Below are 16,679 nucleotides of genomic sequence, written 5' to 3'. Positions count from 1 at the left end.
TCCCCAACGACCTCATCCCTGACGGGAGGGTGGCACGGTATGCGTGGCGTGCTGGGACCAGCATGCACTACGACGGTGCCGTCCGACCAGCGCACCCGCCGGTTCGGACGCCCCGGGTGCGCTCCGGGGCGGTCAGAGCTGTTCGCGGACCGCCCGCATGGCCTTCTTCCGGACCGAGCGCTCGAGGCGGTCGAGGTAGAGCATGCCGTCCAGGTGATCGACCTCGTGCTGGAGCGCACGGGCCATCAGCTCGGTGCCCTCGAGAACGACCTCATTCCCGTCCAGGTCCATGCCGACGACGCGCGCGTACCAGGCACGCTTGGTCGGGTACCAGAGGCCGGGCACCGACAGGCAGCCCTCGTCACCGTCCTGGTAGTCCTCGGACAGCTCGACGATGGTCGGGTTGAGCACGTAGCCGACCTCGTCGTCGATGTTCCACGAGAACGCGCGCAGCCCGACGCCGATCTGGTTCGCGGCGAGCCCCGCGCGGCCTTCCATGTCGACCGTGTCCACCAGGTCCGTGACCAGGGAGCGGACCCGTGCGTCGATCGTGGTGATCGGCTCGCACGGCGTCCGGAGCACGGGATCGCCGACCGTTCTGATGTCTCGAATCGCCATGGCGCCCATGATTCCACGTCACCCCGTCGCGGCGTGCCGGGACCGGCGGTCGGCGCGGCACCACATCGCGCGATCGGGCCCGGATACGCGCTGTGAGCAAGGCGACATCGTCGGCGTTGCGGATGCACGAGCGCAGATCTAGTCTTTTGTACTGACCAGTCAGTTTAGAAGTGGCGCGAGCTCGCACCCGCGCCGGAGACCACGAGGCCACGTCCCGATGTCCACATCCACCCCAGCCCACCTCTCCACGGACGACACCGCGCTGCCGACACCCGGCACCTCCCCCGGCCCGGCTCCGGCCGTCGTCGCCACGGGCCTGTGCCTGCACGGGAAGCGCGGGCTGGTCTACGGCCCGGTCGACGTCGAGGTCCCGGCGGGCGCCCTGCTCGTCGTCCAGGGGCCCCAGGGGGCGGGGCGGTCGAGCCTCCTGCTCACGCTCGCCGGCCGGATGGCACCGGACCGCACGTCCCGGCTGCGCGTGCTCGGGCACGACCTTCCACGCGACCGCACCCAGGTCCAGCGTCGCGCGGCGATCGCCGGGTTCGCCGGCATCGACGACCTCGACGAGTCGGTCCGGGTGTCCGACGTCGTCCGCGAGCGGCTCGCGTGGCTCAGCCCGTGGTACCGCCGCACACCACGCGTGACGCAGCGGGAGCTCGCGACCCTGGCCGGCCCGGTGTGGGGCGACCGACCGCTGCCACGCACGACGAGCCTCATCTGGGACCTCGACGAGGTCGACGTGATGCTCCTGCGCATCTGCCTCGCGATGGCGCAACGACCCGACCTGCTCGTGGTCGACGACGTCGACCAGGTGCGCGACAGCGTCCGGCGTCAGGTCGTGTGGACGCGCCTCGAGGCGATCGCGGCCGCCGGCACCACCGTCATCGCCTCGGTGTCCTCCCTCGGTGAGGCCGCGGCCATGACCTGGACGACGTCGCCGCTCCAGCTCCACCTGAGCACCGGTCCGCACGCGCTCACCGCCGCCTGATCGCACCGCCACCCGCTCGCACAGCCACCCACTCGCACCGCCGCCCGACCCGGCTGCCGCCCGGCCCTGCTGCCGCGGTGGCCCCGTCACGGCCCGCCCTCCCTGAACGGAACCCCATGCTCTCGCTCACTTCGACCGGCACCGAGCTGCGCCGCTTCCGCCGCGGCACGCTGCCCAAGGTCGCCATCGGTTCGCTGCTCCTCATCCCCCTCCTGTACGGCGCGCTGTACCTCTGGGCCTTCTGGGACCCGACCGGCAACCTCGACCGGCTTCCCGTCGCACTGGTCAACGCCGACTCGGCCGTGACGACGGACGGCACGACGCTGTCCGCCGGCACCGAGGTCACCTCCCGGCTGCTCGCCTCGAAGGACCTTGACTGGGTGGTCGCCGACGCCTCGACGGCGGCGAAGGGCGTGGCCGACGGCACCTATTACTTCGCGCTGACGATCCCATCCGACTTCTCGGCGAAGATCGCGTCGGCCGCGGGCACGGACCCGGCGGCGGCCGAGCTGATGGTCACCTACAACGACGCCAACTCGTTCCTCGCGTCCACGCTCGGGCGGGAGGCGATGTCCCAGGTGCAGACCGCCGTCTCCGCCACTGTCAGCCAGCAGGCCGTGTCCCGCGTGCTCGTCGGCCTCGGCACCGCACGCGACGGCTTCGCCCGCGCCTCCGACGGCGCCCTGACGCTCCGCGCCGCCAGCGGCGACCTGTCCAGCGGCGCCCAGAGCGTCGCCTCTGGCGCGACCTCGGTCGCCCGCGGGGCCGCCGACGCCGCCAGCGGCGCCACCGCACTCGCCGCGGGGGCCACGCGTGCCGCGTCCGGGGCCGCCGACCTCGCCACCGGGACCGCCACGGTCTCCGACGGCGCACGGACCGCTGCGACCAAGGCGTCCGACCTCACGGCGGGTGCCGCGAAGGTGGCCACCGGTGTCGACCAGGCGGCCCACGAGGTCACGGCACTCGCCGACCAGCTCCCCGCCCTCAGCACGGGCCTCGGGCAGGTCGGCACCTACCTCGCCGCGCACGCCGCGGCCGGGGACACGACCGCCGTCGCACTGCTCCACGGCCTGCAGGCCACCGAGAGCACGCTGCCGACCGCCGACCAGCTCGCCACGATGACGTCCTCGCTCACGACCCTCGATGCCGGCGCCCACGCCGTCGCCGACGGCAGCTCCGCGCTCAGCACCGGGCTCCAGTCCCTGGCTGACGGCACTGCGAAGGCCGCCGCGGGTGCCGGGTCGCTCGCCGACGGCACTGCGACCCTCGCGACCGGAGCCCAGCGACTCGCCGCCGGCACGGGCACGCTCGCCACCGGTAGCGCCGACCTCGCCACCGGCGCCACCGCCGTGGCCGACGGCGCGACCAAGATCACCTCCGGCACAGCGAGCCTCGCGACCGCGCTGGCCGGTGGCGCCACCGCCATCCCCCAGGACTCCGCGAGCCAGCAGACCCAGCGGGCCGACGTCATCAGCTCCCCCGTCCAGCTGGCCTCCACCGACGTCGCCAAGGCGCAAGGGTTCGGGGAGGGCTTCGCGCCGTTCTTCATCCCGCTGGCACTGTTCGTCGGTGCACTCATCACCTGGCTGCTGCTCCGGCCGGTGCCGCCGCGCGCCCTGGCGACACCCGCGTCGGGATGGCGGACAACCCTCGCCGGGTACCTGCCCGCCCTCGCGATCGGCGTCGGCCAGGTGGCGATCATGCTCGCCGTGATCCACTACGGCGTCGGACTCCACCTGTCGAGCGTCGCCGGGACCATCGCCTTCACGCTCCTGATCGCGGCGGCGTTCCTCGCGCTCCAGCAGGCGCTGAACGCCGTGTTCGGCCCCGCGGCGGGCAAGGTCGTGATCCTCGCCCTTCTCATGCTGCAGCTCGCGTCGTCGGGTGGCACCTACCCCGTCGAGACGACGCCGGAGTTCTTCCGGGTCGTCCACCCGCTCCTCCCGATGAGCTACGCCGTCTCCGGGCTCCGCGAGGTCATCACCGGCGGGATGGACGGGCGAGTGTGGACGGCTGTCGCCTACCTCGGGGCACTCACCGTGGCCTCGCTCGCGGTGACCGCATGGCGTGCCGGTCGGATGCGCACGTGGTCGCTCGAGCGCCTGCACCCGGTGCTCGAGATCTGACAGGCTGAGGCCCATGACCGAGCCGCGCCTCCGCGCCGCAGCCGCCACCCCCGACCGGGTGGCGGCCCGCGGCCGTCGGGGCGACACCCGCGCGCAGATCATCGCCGCCGCGGTGGCCCTGATCGCGGATCAGGGGTTCACCGCCACCTCGGTGGACGACATCGCGGCCGCAGCCGGAGTCGCCAAGGGGAGCGTCTTCTACATCTTCGGGTCGAAGAACGAGATGTTCGAGACGATCATCACGGAAGGTGTCGGGCGACTCACCGACGACCTCCGTGCCGCCGGCGAGGGTCTCGAGGGCGGTGACGCGCTCGACGCCGTGGTCACGGAGCTGTTGACCCAGGTGCACACGCACCCGGACTTCGCGAAGCTCATCACCGCGGAGATCTTCCGCACCGGTCGCCACTGGCAGGAGTCGATCCGGCTCGTGCGCGACGACTCGATGGGGGTCTTCGCCGAGGTGGTCGGTCGGATCCGCCCCGACCTCGACTCTGCACTGGTCGGTGCGGCGATCTTCGGGGCGACCCTCGTCGCCGGTCTCGAGTGGCTCGCCTTCCAGCCCGAGCGCGAGTTCGCCGACGTGCGGGCCGCGGTGCTCGCGACGACGTCCGGGCTGCTCCCGCACTGAGGACGACCGTCCGACAGCGAGGCGTCGGCTCACGACGTGACGGTGACGACCGTCCCGTAGTCGATCAGGGTCCAGACCTGCGCGGCCGCCGCAGCGGGGAGCTCGACACAGCCGACGCTCTGCGGGGAGCCGTACGTGGCGCGCGGGAACCCGTGGATCGCGTCACCGCCGGTGAAGTAGCTGATGTACGGCACTCCGGGGTCCGTGTACGTCGTGCCGTCCGGGTTGGTGCCGGTCATCGTCTGGGTGCGGTACCGCAGGTAGACGGGCCAGCTGCCTGTCGGCGTCGGCGCGGCCGCGACCCCGGTGTTGGCCCGCGAGGTGAGCACGAACTGTCCGTCGACCCAGATCTTCAGCGTCTCGGGGCGCGTCATCGTCGTCCAGGCCCAGCTGTAGGGCTGCGGATCCATCGTCCGGTCCACCGCGTCGTGCAGCAGCGCCGTCCAGACGGCAGGACCGGCGATGCCGTCGATCGCGAGGGAGTGAGCCTTCTCGAAGGCCATCACCGCACCCCGGGTGAGCGCCGTGTCGACGCCCTCCTGCCACAGCGCGGCCAGGGGCGCCGGTGTCGCGGCGAAGCGCATGGCGAACGCTCCGGTCGGCGGGTCGAACGCCGCCGCTCCCTGCGCGGCTGCGGTGAGCACCTCGGGCGTCGTCGGCGTGAAGTCGACCGGCAGGTAGTGAAGCTCGGCGAGGAGCTGCTGGAGCCGGGTGAACGACCCGTCCGCGACCTGGAACGTGATCGTCGTGGTGTCGGCGAGCGTGCCGCCGCCGACCGCTCGGAGGCCGTCGGCGCCGCCCGGGACGGTCAGGGTCAGCGACGTGTCGGGCACGAGCGGGACGGCGGGATCGAAGCGCAGCGTCGTCGGATCGGGTCGGGTCCAGGTGCCGGCGATCGCCGGCTCGAGGTGCGGCATGGCGGAACCGGTGGCGACCGGCTCGTCGAAGCGCACCACGATCGGCGTCATGCCGCTCGGTCGCGTCGTTCCGTCCGGCGTGACGCCGAGGACGTGCAGCGGGACCTCGGTCGGTGTAGGGGGCGCCGGCACCCCGTTCGGACCCGACCCCGTCGAGGCGGGCGCGTCCGTCGCGGCTGGTCCGGTGGCCGCGGCACCGACCAGCCACTCGATCGAGAACCCGTGGGCCGCCATCACCGTGCCGACAGCAACGGCGGAGACGGCCACCGCGGCCGCGGTGCCGACGGCGAGCCGGAACCCCCGTGGTCGGTTCTGTCGTCCCATCGCTGCCGTGCCCCCCTCGACGCCTGTCGAGACCATTGTCCACGCCGTCGCGGGCCTCGGGCCATCCCGTCGGCGTGGCGGACCCGACAGTGACGCCCGCGGTGCGGGGCGAACCCGACACGCGCCGAAGCGGCGGCCGACGTCCGGTGAGGTCAGCGCACCATGCCCGCCTGCAGAGGCCCGCCGAGAGGCTCGAGCAGCCGACGGGCATGGCCGACCAGCGCGCCCCTCTCACCGGCGACAAGAGCCTCACCCAGATCTCGCGCGGTGTCGGGATCCCAGGCGTGGAGCCTCCGCACCAGCCACTTCCCGGACCCGAGCCACCGGCCGTGCGCGAGGAGAAGGAGCTCAGCGAGCGCCTCGAACACCGCGGACATGAGCACCACGACCTCGGTGGGATCGATCGCATCCGTCAGGTCGTCGAGGAGCGCACTGAGCCGGTACCGGCGCACGTCCAACGCGTGGCGATCCGGCGTCGGTCCTGCGGCGAGGACTTCCGCAGCCCATCGACGCAGCTCCGCCATGACCGGTGCCTCGCGCAGCACGACTCCCTCAGCCAGCATCACGAGGATCACCGGGCGGTGCTCGGCCACCTCGCGTCCGGCCCAGACACGATAGGAGTCAGCGGTGTAGGCGAAGACCTCGACCAGTTGGCCTTCGTGCTCGTACGTCGCAGCGAGGCTCGATCCACGTCCGCCGAGCATCTCGTCGGGACCGATCAGGAGAAGGTCGAGGTCGCTCGTGGGTGTCGTGGTGCCCGATGCGCTGCTGCCGCCAAGGACCACGCCGTCCGCCGCGGGGAATCGGGCTGACACGAAGTCATGGGCACGTCGGAGCACTCCAGCCCATACGATCACCTCGAGAGCCTCGCCTCGGCGGCCGCCCTTCTCGGTCTCGTGCCCGCAACCGCTCTGATGTTCTACCGTGCTGTCGACCACTACCGGAGCCTCACGACACGAACGCTGAACCTTGAGCCCTCTTGCTCGGGGCGGCACGAAGGATGGCGTCATGACTCATGGGCAAGCGCCGGAACCGGCCATGGATCGTGCCACGTTCGCCGTTGTCATGGGGGCGCTCGGGGCCGGCGTGTACATGATCGTCGCCGTCGCGGCGCATGAGCTGGATGTCGATGCCGGACCCCTGCCGATCGTGATCGCCATGCTGGTCGTCGGAGCCCTGATGTCGAGACGCAACTCCAGGATCAGGGCCAGGCGTCACCCGGAGATTCACGGAGGATAGGCCGGTCGTCCTGGCCGCGCGGTCCGCGCGACGCGGCGTCGCGAGCACGCGACGCCGACGCGTCACAGGCGAGTCGGGGTCGAGACCGTCGCGCAGAAGACCCAGCAGCTCCGCGCCGACTCATGAACGGACCGCCACGCATCAGCCGGAACCGGTGTCACGCGTCAACCGGAACACCGTCACCCCTCAGCCGACACCGAGACGTCCAGCATCAGGCGGAGCCGTACATGGGCATCGTGGGGCAGGTGGGGCTTGAACCCACGACCGACGGATTATGAGTCCGCTGCTCTGACCGGCTGAGCTACTGCCCCGACGTCGCACAGGGTACTCGCGGTCGCCCGCGCAGGTCTCGCACCTCCACGGGACACCGCGCCCTCGAAGCCCGGCACCGACGCCGCCCACGGTCAACTACCGTGGGCCCATGCCGATCTTCTCGCGTCACCCCGCGCTGCCCGAGCCGGTACGCCTGCGGCTCGCCCTTCGCCGTGGCGACCGCGTCCTGGCCTCGGCGCGACTCACGGACGACTCGTGGGCCGTGGCCTCCCGTGCGGCCTTGCACGTGGCACCCGACGCTGCGGCGACGGACACGACGATCGTGAGGCATCCGTGGGCCGACGTCGATCGCGCCTCCCTGGACGCGGATGCGGCCGTCCTCACGGTGCACCTGATCTCCGGGGAGGATCTCGCGCTCGCCCTGGCCGACCCGGAGCACAGCCTGCGGTTCGCCCAGGTCCTGCGGGAGAGGGTCCAGTCGTCGGTCGTCCACAGCGAGGTCGTGAGCCTGCCCGCCGGTGGCGTCGTGAAGGTCGCCCTGCGGCGCGACGAGAACGGTGAGCTGCTGTCACAGGTGATCGGTGACGGGACCACCGACCTCGCCGATCCGGCCGTCGCGGCCCTCGTCGACGCTGCTGAGCGGCGGGTCCGGGGGGCGGCCGGACTACCCGCTTGAGGCTGCTAGAGTTTTCCCCGCGATCCCTCGTAGCTCAATTGGCAGAGCATCCGACTGTTAATCGGACGGTTAGTGGTTCGAGTCCACTCGAGGGAGCCACCGCGAAGCATGGCCCCCTCTCGAGGGGGCCATCGTCGTCTCCGGAGGATGCAGACCGGACCTGACGGCACCCGTCCGCCACCGACGCGCACGCGCCGCGCCGGACGTCCCGGCGCACCTGACCTGCGCCGTGGCAGTCTGGGGGGCACAACGTCTCGACAGCTACGGAACGGTTCGGTGGTCACCATTCACGCCCCCTCGTGCTCCTCGACCGTGTCACCTGCGCACAGCACGCCGACCAGACGTGCACGCATCGCTCGGGGCCTCGCATGAGGGCGGCTCGGCTGCACGGTCTCGGTGACGTGCGGGTCGCACCGGAGTCTCCTCCCGTCCCGGCCGAGGGCGACGTCCTCGTCAAGGTCACCGCGGTCGGCCTCTGCGGGTCGGATCTGCACTGGTTCACCGAGGGCGGGATCGGGGACGCGGTGCTCGCGCAGCCGCTCGTCCTCGGCCACGAGTTCGCCGGGGTGATCGCCGAGGGCCCGCAGGAGGGCACCCGGGTGGCGGTCGACCCCGCGCGTCCGTGCGGGACGTGCCGGGAGTGCCTCGAGGGCAACCGGAACCTGTGCCCGACGGTGGCGTTCGCCGGTCATGGGAACAACGACGGCGGCCTGCGTGAGCTCGTCGCCTGGCCGTCGGAGCTCGTGCACCCGGTGCCCGAGTCGATCAGCGACGCCGACGCCGCGATGCTCGAACCCCTCGGCGTCGCGCTGCACGCGATGGACCTCGCGCACGTGCGGCTGGCCGGAACCGTCGCCGTCGTCGGGTGCGGGCCGATCGGCCTGTGCGTCGTGCAGCTCGCCCGCGCGGCGGGGGCGTCGCACGTCGTCGCCGTCGAGCCGCTCCCCCACCGGCGCGCGGCTGCTGCCGAGCACGGCGCCGACGTCGTCCTCGACCCGGCCGACCCCGATCTCCTCGACACGGTCGACGCGGCGACCGCCGGGCGCGGCATCGACGTCGTGATCGAGGTCGCCGGCACCGATGACGCCGTCGACGTCGCCGTCCAGGTCGTCCGGCCCGGCGGCACCGTCGTCCTCGCCGGCATCCCGGGGACGGACCGCACGTCGTTCCCCGCATCCACGGCACGACGCAAGGGACTGACGCTCAAGCTCTCGCGCCGCATGAAGGAGATGTACCCGCGGACCATCAGCCTGGTGGACCGCGGGCTCGTGGACGTGCGGTCCCTCGTGACCTACACGTTCCCGCTGGACCAGACGCAGGAGGCGTTCCAGGTCGCCGCGCTGCGCACCGGTCTCAAGGTGATCGTGGCACCGTCCGCATGAGCGCCGGCACCGTGGTCGTCCTGGCCGTCGACTGCTCCACGACCGCCGCCAAGGCCGTCGCGTACGACGAGACCGGCACCGCCGTCGCGCAGGCGTCACGCCCTCTGCGGACCGACCAGCCGCAGGCGTCCTGGCACGAGCAGGACGCCGCGCAGTGGTGGACCGCGACGCGGGACGCGCTCGCTGACGTGGTCGGCCGACTCGTGGGCTCGGCGACCGTCGGCGCGGTGTGCCTGACGCACCAGCGCGAGACGTTCGTGTGCGTCGACGCAGCCGGCGCACCGCTGCGCCCGGCGATCCTGTGGCTCGACGGACGTGCCCACACCGAGATCGCCGAGCTCGGCTCACCCGCGGTGCACGCGGTCTCCGGCAAGCCGCCGGACACGACACCCGCGCTGTACAAGCTCGCGTGGCTGTCCCGTCACGAGCCCGAGATGCTCCGCACCGCCGCCCGCATCGGCGATGTCCAGGCGTACCTCGCCGAGCAGCTCACGGGTCGTTGGGCCACGAGCCACGCCTCCGCGGACACCCTCGGGCTGTTCGACCTCGACGCCCTCACCTGGTCCCCCGAGCTGCTCGAGCTCGCCGGGGTGCGCGCCGACCAGCTCCCCGACCTCGTCCCCTCCGGGGAGCTCATCGCCCAGCTCACGCCCGAGGCCGCGGCGTCGATCGGGCTGCCCGGGCCGGTGCCGCTCGTCGCCGGGATCGGAGACGGGCAGGCGGCCGGGCTCGCGCTGGGCGTGACCGGTCCCGGCGTCGCCTACGTCAACCTCGGGACGTCGATGGTGCTCGGCACGCAGTCGTCCACGTACCTGACCGATCCAGCCTTCCGCACGCTCGCCGGCGTGACGCCGGGGACCTTCACGCTCGAGACCGTGCTCAACGCCGCCGCCTACGTCGCGACCTGGTGCCGGCAGGAGTTCGGCGGCACGACGGCCGAGGCCGGCGAGCTGGAGGCCGCTGCGGCGGCCCTCCCGCCCGGCTCCGAAGGCCTGCTGACCCTCCCGTACTGGAACGCCGCTCAGACGCCGTACTGGGACCCGCTGGCCCGTGGCGCGACGATCGGCTGGCACGGCCGGCACACGCGCGCGCACCTGTACCGCTCGATCCTCGAAGGCGTCGGGTTCGAGCTCCGGCTCCAGCTCGAGCGGCTCGAGCACGTCACAGGCGTCCCGCTGACGTCGCTGAGGCTCGTCGGGGGTGGCGCACGCAGTCCCCTGTGGGTCCAGATCCTCAGCGACATCACCCACCGGCAGGTGCGCGTGTGCTCCGACGGTGAGCTCAGCGCGGCAGGGGCCGGGATCCTGGGCCAGGCCTATCTCGACGGGGCCGGGTCGTCCGCAGCGCCGACGGCGCCCGCGGCGGAACCGCCCGGCTGGGACGTCTCTGCCGACCCGACCGTCGCCTCCGCCTACGACGCGCTCTTCACGGTGTACATCACGCTCTACCCGCAGCTCCGTGACGTCTTCGGAGCCCTCGCCGCGACCTCGCGCGACCCGTCCTGACCGGACCTCTCCCCCGCCCCTCATGACGAGCCGGACGGGACGCTCCGGGTTGTCCCGCCTGAGGCGTCCCGTCCGGCACGAGAGGTCGATGGCCGGCCGGCCCGGTCCCGATCAGCGCCACTCCGGGAGCCACACCCGCATGGCCGAGGGACCCCGCTCGGCCCACGAGTGGTACGGGACGAGTCGCATCTCCGCGGACTCGGCCTCGACGCCTGCGGACTCCGACTCCGGCGCCGGTACCGTGCCGTACGGCCACCGCGTGCTCGGCTCGTCCGGCCGTCTCGCGATCCGCACCCAGGTCTGTCCCGTCCGCTCCGACGGGCCGACCGCCGTGTCGACGGACCACACGTCCAGGTCACGCCCGTCGGGCAGGTCGACTGACTCCGCGCAGAGCACCAGCGGACCGCGCTCGAACGCGACGCAGCCGCGCACAGCATCGATGCGCGCATCCGCGCGCGTGGTGCGCGGTGCCATCGGCAGGTGCAGACGGATCTCGTCGCCCACCGTGAACTGCCGGTCCACCACGACGAAGCCCGGTTCGACCGTCCGCGAGCCGGAGCCGTCCTCGAGACGCGCACCCTGCGCCCAGTCCGGCACTCGCATCCGAAGCCCCCATGCCTCGGCACCGGTCTCGAGGATCCGGAACGTCACGAGGCCGTCATCGGGGTAGGCCGTCTCCACCTCGACGAGGACCCGCGTACCCGAGCCGAGCGTCGCGCCGATCCGGCCACCCGCGTACTGGAGCACGACGAGCTCCCGCTCGCCGACGGCCGCCGCATAGGTCTGCCACGCGGCCAGAGTGCGCGCGACGTTGGTGGGGCAGCACGACACGTCGAACCAGGCGGCGCGGGTGCCCGCCTCCGCGCGCGGGCTGACCACCGTGTCGTCCGGGACCGGCCCGGCCACCCGCTGCTGAAGGGGGTTGGCGTAGAAGAAGGCGCGCCCGTCCGACCGGGGTGAGGTCGCGACCACGTTGAAGAGGGTGCGCTCCATGAGGTCGGCGTACCTGACGTCGCCCGTCGCCAGGAAGAGTCGCCACGAGACCATCACCGACGCGACGCCCGCGCAGGTCTCGCAGTAGGCGCGGTCGGGTGGCAGCTCCCAGTCGTCGCCGAAGCCTTCGTCCTGGTGGCGAGAGCCCATGCCGCCGGTCACGTAGGTCCGACGTGCCACCGTCGTCTCCCACTGGCGTTCGACAGCAGCGAGCAGCTCCGCATCGTCGTTCTCGACGGCCACGTCGACCGCTGCCGCCGCAAGGTAGAGCGCGCGGACCGCGTGCCCTCGCAGGACGGTCGCGTCCCGCACCGGCACGTCGTCCTGGAAGTACGCCTGACCCAGCGGGATGCTCCTGAGGATGCCCGTCCCGCGCCGCTCGACGAACACGGCCGCCTGCTCCACGTACCTGTCGACGTGGAGGGCGCGACCGAGCTCGGCGAGACCCAGCTCGATCTCCGGGTGGCCGCAGATGCGCTCGAGGGCACCAGGGGCGAACGTGCGGCACACGTGGTCGGCGGTGCGACGGGCGAGCGCCACCAGGGCGTCCTCCCCGACCGTTCGGACCCGTGCCACCGCCGCCTGGAGCAGGTGGCCCGTGCAGTAGAGCTCGTGTCCGAACTCGAGGTCGCTGTAGCGCGGCGGCTGACCCGCGTGACCGAAGCACGTGTTGAGGTACCCGTCGTCGTCCATCGCGCGAGCGACGCGCGCCGTCAACCTCTCGATCATGGTGTCGAGGCGAGGGTCGGCTGTGCGCCCGTACTCCCACGCGAGCGCCTCGAGCAGCTTGTACACCTCGGAGTCCGAGAACTCCCAGCCACGGCGGACGAGATCCGTCCGCCCCTCCGCGACCCGGTCGAAGTTCGCGAGCCAGCCCTCGCGTTCCATCCAGTTCTCGCAGTGCTCGAGCGTGGCCCTCGCGTTCGTCTCCTGGAGCGCTCCCCAGAACCCCCGAGTCACCGCAACTGCAGCGACGTCGAGCGGCCGCCACGCGCCGCGGGTCGGGACCACCGGGCCCCCTGTTGCCGCACCGGCATCGCTGTTCACGTGTGTCGTCATGATCGCGTCTCCGTCTCAGGCCGTCAGGGGAGGTTCGAGCCCTCACGGGTGAACACGGGGATCCGGTCCAGCGGCGCCTCGGCCTCGACCCAGCTCCCGCCCGCGTGCTCGGCTCCCGTCCACGCGTCGGTCCAGCCCGTCCCGCTCGGGAGGTACACGCGCCGGGTGGTCTGACCCGGACGCGAGATCGGCGCCACGAGGATGTCCGGTCCGAAGAGGAACTCGTCGTCGATTGCCCAGGCGGTCTCGTCGTCGGGGTAGTCGACGAACAGTGGACGCATGGGCGGAAGCCCGTGCTCCGAGGCGACGCGCATCTGCTCGTGGATGTAGGGGCGCAGTCGCTCACGCAGGTGAAGCAGCCCGGAGATGATCTCGTAGGCCCGCTCACCGAACGACCAGACCTCGTTGGGGCCACCGGTCTGCGCATACGACGTCGGGGTCCGCGGCTCACGGTCGCCGTGCAGCCGGAACAGTGGGCAGAACACGCCGAACTGGAACCAGCGGATCATGAGCTCCTGATACGCCGGGTCGCTGGCGTCACCACCATGGAAGCCTCCGATGTCGGTGGTCCACCACGGGATCCCGGAGATCGCGATGCTGAGACCGGCACGGATCTGCCGGTCGAGCGAGTCCCAGGTGGCGGGGATGTCGCCCGACCAGACGGCAGCCCCGTACTTCTGGGACCCCGCCCACGCCGACCGACACAGCAGGACCGTCTCGCCGCGTCCGTCCTTGGCCATCCCCTCCGCGAAGAGACGGGCGTTGTCACGCGGGTAGATGTTGGCCACCTCGGCGCCCGGCCCGGCGTACAACGCCAGGTTCCCGGGGTGCGCAGGGTTCAGCTCGGGCTCCGACGCATCGAGCCAGAACACCTTGACGCCCAGGTCCGCATAGCTGCGGCTGACGAGGTCCCAGACGAACGTGCGGGTCTCGGGGTTCGTCGGGTCGTAGAACGCCACGGGCATCGGCGTCGTCATGCCCTTGTCCTGAATGGTCTGCTGATACTCGAGGCCCTGGTCCGAGCCGACGAGAAGACCCCGGTCCCGGTAGGTGGCGAAGTGCTCGGACAGCGGAGAGATCGTCGGCCAGATCGAGACCATGAGCTCGACCCCCATGCCGGCGAGCTCGTCCACCATCGCCTGCGGGTCAGGCCACTCCGCCGGGTCGAACCGGTAGTCACCCATCGCCGACCAGTGGAAGTAGTCGGCCACGATGACGGACAGCGGCAGCCCGCGGCGACGGTGCTCGCGCGCGACGCCCAGGAGCTCCTCCTGATCGAGATAGCGCAGCTTCGACTGCCAGAACCCGCTCGCCCACGCCGGGAGGTCGGGCACGTGACCGGTCACGTCGGCATAGCGCCCGAGGATCTCCGCCGGGTTCGGCGCGGCGGTCACCCAGTAGTCGATCTCCCGTGCCTGTCCGGCGGACCACCGCGTCATGTTGTCCGCGAACTCGACCCGTCCGACCGCCGGGACGTTCCACAGCAGCCCGTACCCACGACTCGACAGGATGAACGGGATGTTGACCTCGGCGTTGCGCTGGACGAGGTCGAGCGACAAGCCCTTGAGGTCCAGCCGTCCGTGCGTGCGCTGACCCATCCCGAACAGCCGCTCGTGCGGGTAGGCCGCGAACTGCTGGTGGATCTCGTAGGCGCCGGACCTGTTCCCCTGGTAGACCCGCGCGCCGGGCATCCAGAAATGCTCGCGGGACTCCGCGAGCAGCACCTCGCCGGTCGACGTCCTGCGAAAGGTGAGCAGCGGCTCGGGATACGCCGCTGATGTGTCGACGTCCACCTCGACGGTCATCTCACCGTTCACGAAGGTCGCCCAGCTCTCGCTGGACGCCATCACCGGTAGCGCCGTCGGCGGAGGCACGACACCGAGAGCACCCTGGCTCTCGAGCGGAAGTCGGTGCTGCGCCGCGCGCACGCGCACGCTGTCCGTACCCCACGCCTCGACTCGCAGGACTTCGTGGCGGTGCCGGATCTCGAGTGCCGATCCGGACGGGCTGAACGTGACCATGCTCGTGGGCTCCAGTCATGATGAGGGCGGGGCAGAGATGTTCGGCAGACGGGTCGTGAGACGGCGTCGGAGGATGAGGCAGGACGCTACGGTCTCAGTCCTTGATCGCCCCTGCGGTGACACCGGCTGCGACGTACCGCTGGGCGAGCACGAGGAGGATCGACGCCGGGATCGAAGCGACGACGGCCGCCGCCATGATCGAGTTCCACTCGGTCGTGTTGTTCCCGATGTACTTGTAGATACCCAGGGTGATCGGGATCATCTCGCCGTTGCGATCCAGCGTCGAGGCGAAGATGAAGTCCGACCACGCCCACAGGAACGCGAAGAGCGAGACCGTGACGATCGAGTTGCGGCTGACGGGAAGGACGATCGAGCGGAACGTCCGCCAGGTGCTCGCGCCGTCGATCTTCGCCGCCTGGATCAGCTCCTCCGGGATACCCGACATGAACGCGGTGAACAGCAGCACGCCGAACGGGACGGCGACGGTGGAGTCCGCCACGATGAGCCCGACGATCGTGTCGAGCCACCCGAGCCGGAGGTAGATCGCGTAGAAACCCATGGCCATCACGACGGCCGGGATCATCTGCGCGACGAGGAGGAGGAAGTTCAGCGGCCTGGCCCCGCGCAACCGCAGCTTCGCGAGGGCATAGCCGGCAGGAGCCGCGATGACGAGCGTCAGCACGACGGAGCCGAACCCGATCAGCAGGCTCGTCGCCAGCGCAGGCAGCTGCTGGTGGAACACCGCCTGGTACCCCTCGAACGTCGGGTTCCAGGGAAACCAGTGCGGGGGGTCCAGCCGCATGTCCTTGGTCTGCGTGAACGAGACGTTGACCATCCAGTACACGGGGAAGAGCATCACGGCGGTGAAGAACACCCCGAGTGCGGTCTTCCACGCCCTCGGCCGCGCGGTCATGACTCCTCCTGTCGACGCTGGAGATAGAGGTACAGGATCCCGAAGGCGAGGGCGATGAGGATCAGGAGGTTGCCGATGGCGGAGGCCGGCGAGAACGCAGGCTGACCGGTCCCGAATGCCTCGCGATACGACCAGATGGCGAGGGTTGTCGAGACGTCACCTGGTCCGCCCCTCGTCATGATCCAGATCACGTCGACCACCTTGAGCGTGTAGATCAGGCCCAGCAGCAGGGTGATCGCCGACACGGGGCGCAGCAGCGGGAACGTGATGTGCCAGAACCTCTTCCACCCGCTCGCACCGTCGAGGGACGCGGCCTCGTAGATGTCCGGCGAGATGTTCTGGAGCCCCGAGTAGAGGATCACGAGGTTGAACGGGATCCCCAGCCAGATGTTGGCGATGATGACCGAGACCAGCGCCATCCCCGGTGAGGTGAGCCAGTTGATCTGACCGATGCCGAAAGCCTGCAGGAACGCGTTCACGATCCCGCTGTCGCTGTTGAGCATCCAGGACCATGTCGAGGCGGACACGATCAGCGGGAGCAGCCACGGGATGAGGAACATCCCTCGCAGCACCCCGGAGAGTCGGAAGTTGTTCCGGAAGAACACGGCGAGCCCGAGGCCGATCCCGTACTGGAACACGATCGAGACGAACGTGAACAGCGCGGTGTTCCGCAACGCCGGCAGGAAGGTCGACGAGGAGATGATGTCGGCGTAGTTGGACAGGCCGACGAACCTGGCGTTCCCCTGCACGAACGCGCGGATCGTGTAGTCGTGCACGCTCAGGTCGAAGTTGCGGTACAGGGGGTACGCGTAGAACGCCACCAGGTAGACGAGCAACGGTGCCGCGAAGGCAAGGGCCGCCCACTGCGTGGAACGGATGCGTCGACCGGCCTGCCGTGCTCCCGAGGCGGGAGACGACGTGATCGTCGCCTCCCGCCCGGGCGTTCCCGGCGACCCGACATCGGGTGTCTGAGTCGCTCTCATGAGGGTGTCCTGCTCCTTCCCGACCACAGCTCCG

General features: G+C 71.1%; 14 protein-coding genes and 2 tRNA genes. 8 read left to right on the top strand and 8 right to left on the bottom strand.

Annotation, left to right across the window (positions count from 1 at the left end; translation table 11 throughout):
• Positions 1-132: 132 nt before the first annotated feature.
• The gene (def, locus tag LJB74_RS17065; RefSeq protein ID WP_259309658.1) at positions 133-618 is read right to left on the bottom strand and encodes a peptide deformylase; all 486 of its coding nucleotides are present in this window, start codon (positions 616-618) and stop codon (positions 133-135) included.
• Between the two features lie 217 nt (positions 619-835).
• Here def and LJB74_RS17060 point away from each other — a divergent pair, with 217 nt between their 5' ends.
• The 3 genes from LJB74_RS17060 (at position 836) to LJB74_RS17050 (ending at position 4,360) form a co-directional block, all read left to right on the top strand.
• Positions 836-1,606 carry an ATP-binding cassette domain-containing protein gene (locus LJB74_RS17060; RefSeq protein WP_259309657.1) on the top strand — a complete coding sequence of 257 codons (771 nt, stop codon included), beginning with the start codon at positions 836-838 and terminating at the stop codon, positions 1,604-1,606.
• Positions 1,607-1,722: 116 nt separating this feature from the next.
• Entirely contained in the window at positions 1,723-3,732 is a 2,010-nt protein-coding gene (locus LJB74_RS17055; protein ID WP_259309656.1) for a YhgE/Pip domain-containing protein, read from the top strand.
• A gap of 13 nt (positions 3,733-3,745) precedes the next feature.
• Positions 3,746-4,360, top strand: coding sequence for a TetR/AcrR family transcriptional regulator (locus tag LJB74_RS17050; protein ID WP_259309655.1), 615 nt, complete (start codon positions 3,746-3,748; stop codon positions 4,358-4,360).
• A gap of 29 nt (positions 4,361-4,389) precedes the next feature.
• On the opposite strand, the gene LJB74_RS17045 is transcribed toward LJB74_RS17050, so the two are convergent.
• Together LJB74_RS17045 and LJB74_RS17040 are read right to left on the bottom strand one after the other, a co-directional pair.
• Entirely contained in the window at positions 4,390-5,601 is a 1,212-nt protein-coding gene (locus LJB74_RS17045) for a L,D-transpeptidase family protein (RefSeq protein ID WP_259309654.1), read from the bottom strand.
• Positions 5,602-5,753: 152 nt separating this feature from the next.
• The gene (locus LJB74_RS17040) at positions 5,754-6,611 is read right to left on the bottom strand and encodes a nucleotidyltransferase domain-containing protein (protein ID WP_259309653.1); all 858 of its coding nucleotides are present in this window, start codon (positions 6,609-6,611) and stop codon (positions 5,754-5,756) included.
• On the opposite strand from LJB74_RS17040, the gene LJB74_RS17035 reads away from it, so the two are divergent.
• Positions 6,610-6,840 carry a hypothetical protein gene (locus LJB74_RS17035; RefSeq protein ID WP_259309652.1) on the top strand — a complete coding sequence of 77 codons (231 nt, stop codon included), beginning with the start codon at positions 6,610-6,612 and terminating at the stop codon, positions 6,838-6,840. The two genes, LJB74_RS17040 and LJB74_RS17035, sit on opposite strands and share 2 nt — an antisense overlap.
• Before the next feature lie 237 nt (positions 6,841-7,077).
• Here LJB74_RS17035 and LJB74_RS17030 read toward each other — a convergent pair.
• A tRNA-Ile gene (locus LJB74_RS17030) sits at positions 7,078-7,151 on the bottom strand.
• A gap of 110 nt (positions 7,152-7,261) precedes the next feature.
• Between LJB74_RS17030 and LJB74_RS17025 the strand changes: the two genes are divergently transcribed.
• The 4 genes from LJB74_RS17025 (at position 7,262) to LJB74_RS17010 (ending at position 10,676) form a co-directional block, all read left to right on the top strand.
• Entirely contained in the window at positions 7,262-7,789 is a 528-nt protein-coding gene (locus LJB74_RS17025; protein WP_259309651.1) for a hypothetical protein, read from the top strand.
• 23 nt (positions 7,790-7,812) lie between these two features.
• Positions 7,813-7,888, top strand: a tRNA-Asn gene (locus LJB74_RS17020).
• Positions 7,889-8,157: 269 nt separating this feature from the next.
• Positions 8,158-9,171 carry a zinc-binding dehydrogenase gene (locus tag LJB74_RS17015; protein ID WP_259309650.1) on the top strand — a complete coding sequence of 338 codons (1,014 nt, stop codon included), beginning with the start codon at positions 8,158-8,160 and terminating at the stop codon, positions 9,169-9,171.
• The gene (locus tag LJB74_RS17010; RefSeq protein ID WP_259309649.1) at positions 9,168-10,676 is read left to right on the top strand and encodes an FGGY-family carbohydrate kinase; all 1,509 of its coding nucleotides are present in this window, start codon (positions 9,168-9,170) and stop codon (positions 10,674-10,676) included. The genes LJB74_RS17015 and LJB74_RS17010 overlap by 4 nt, the downstream gene beginning before the upstream one ends.
• A 111-nt stretch (positions 10,677-10,787) precedes the next feature.
• On the opposite strand, the gene LJB74_RS17005 is transcribed toward LJB74_RS17010, so the two are convergent.
• The 4 genes from LJB74_RS17005 to LJB74_RS16990 all read right to left on the bottom strand — a co-directional run bounded on the left by LJB74_RS17005 (position 10,788) and on the right by LJB74_RS16990 (position 16,645).
• Positions 10,788-12,728 carry a glycoside hydrolase family 127 protein gene (locus LJB74_RS17005; protein WP_259309648.1) on the bottom strand — a complete coding sequence of 647 codons (1,941 nt, stop codon included), beginning with the start codon at positions 12,726-12,728 and terminating at the stop codon, positions 10,788-10,790.
• Between the two features lie 23 nt (positions 12,729-12,751).
• Positions 12,752-14,749, bottom strand: a complete 1,998-nt coding sequence (locus LJB74_RS17000) for a TIM-barrel domain-containing protein (protein ID WP_259309647.1) — start codon at positions 14,747-14,749, stop codon at positions 12,752-12,754.
• A 94-nt stretch (positions 14,750-14,843) separates the two neighbouring features.
• Positions 14,844-15,662 (bottom strand): carbohydrate ABC transporter permease, encoded by an 819-nt coding sequence (locus tag LJB74_RS16995; protein ID WP_259309646.1) that lies wholly within the window; start codon positions 15,660-15,662, stop codon positions 14,844-14,846.
• Entirely contained in the window at positions 15,659-16,645 is a 987-nt protein-coding gene (locus LJB74_RS16990; RefSeq protein ID WP_259309645.1) for a carbohydrate ABC transporter permease, read from the bottom strand. The genes LJB74_RS16995 and LJB74_RS16990 overlap by 4 nt, the downstream gene beginning before the upstream one ends.
• Positions 16,646-16,679 lie beyond the last annotated feature (34 nt).

It is taken from the genome of Cellulomonas sp. P24 (assembly GCF_024704385.1).
Lineage (GTDB): Bacteria > Actinomycetota > Actinomycetes > Actinomycetales > Cellulomonadaceae > JAJDFX01.
Note: the sequence above shows the minus strand (reverse complement) of the source record. Positions and strands in the feature narration are given on the sequence as shown.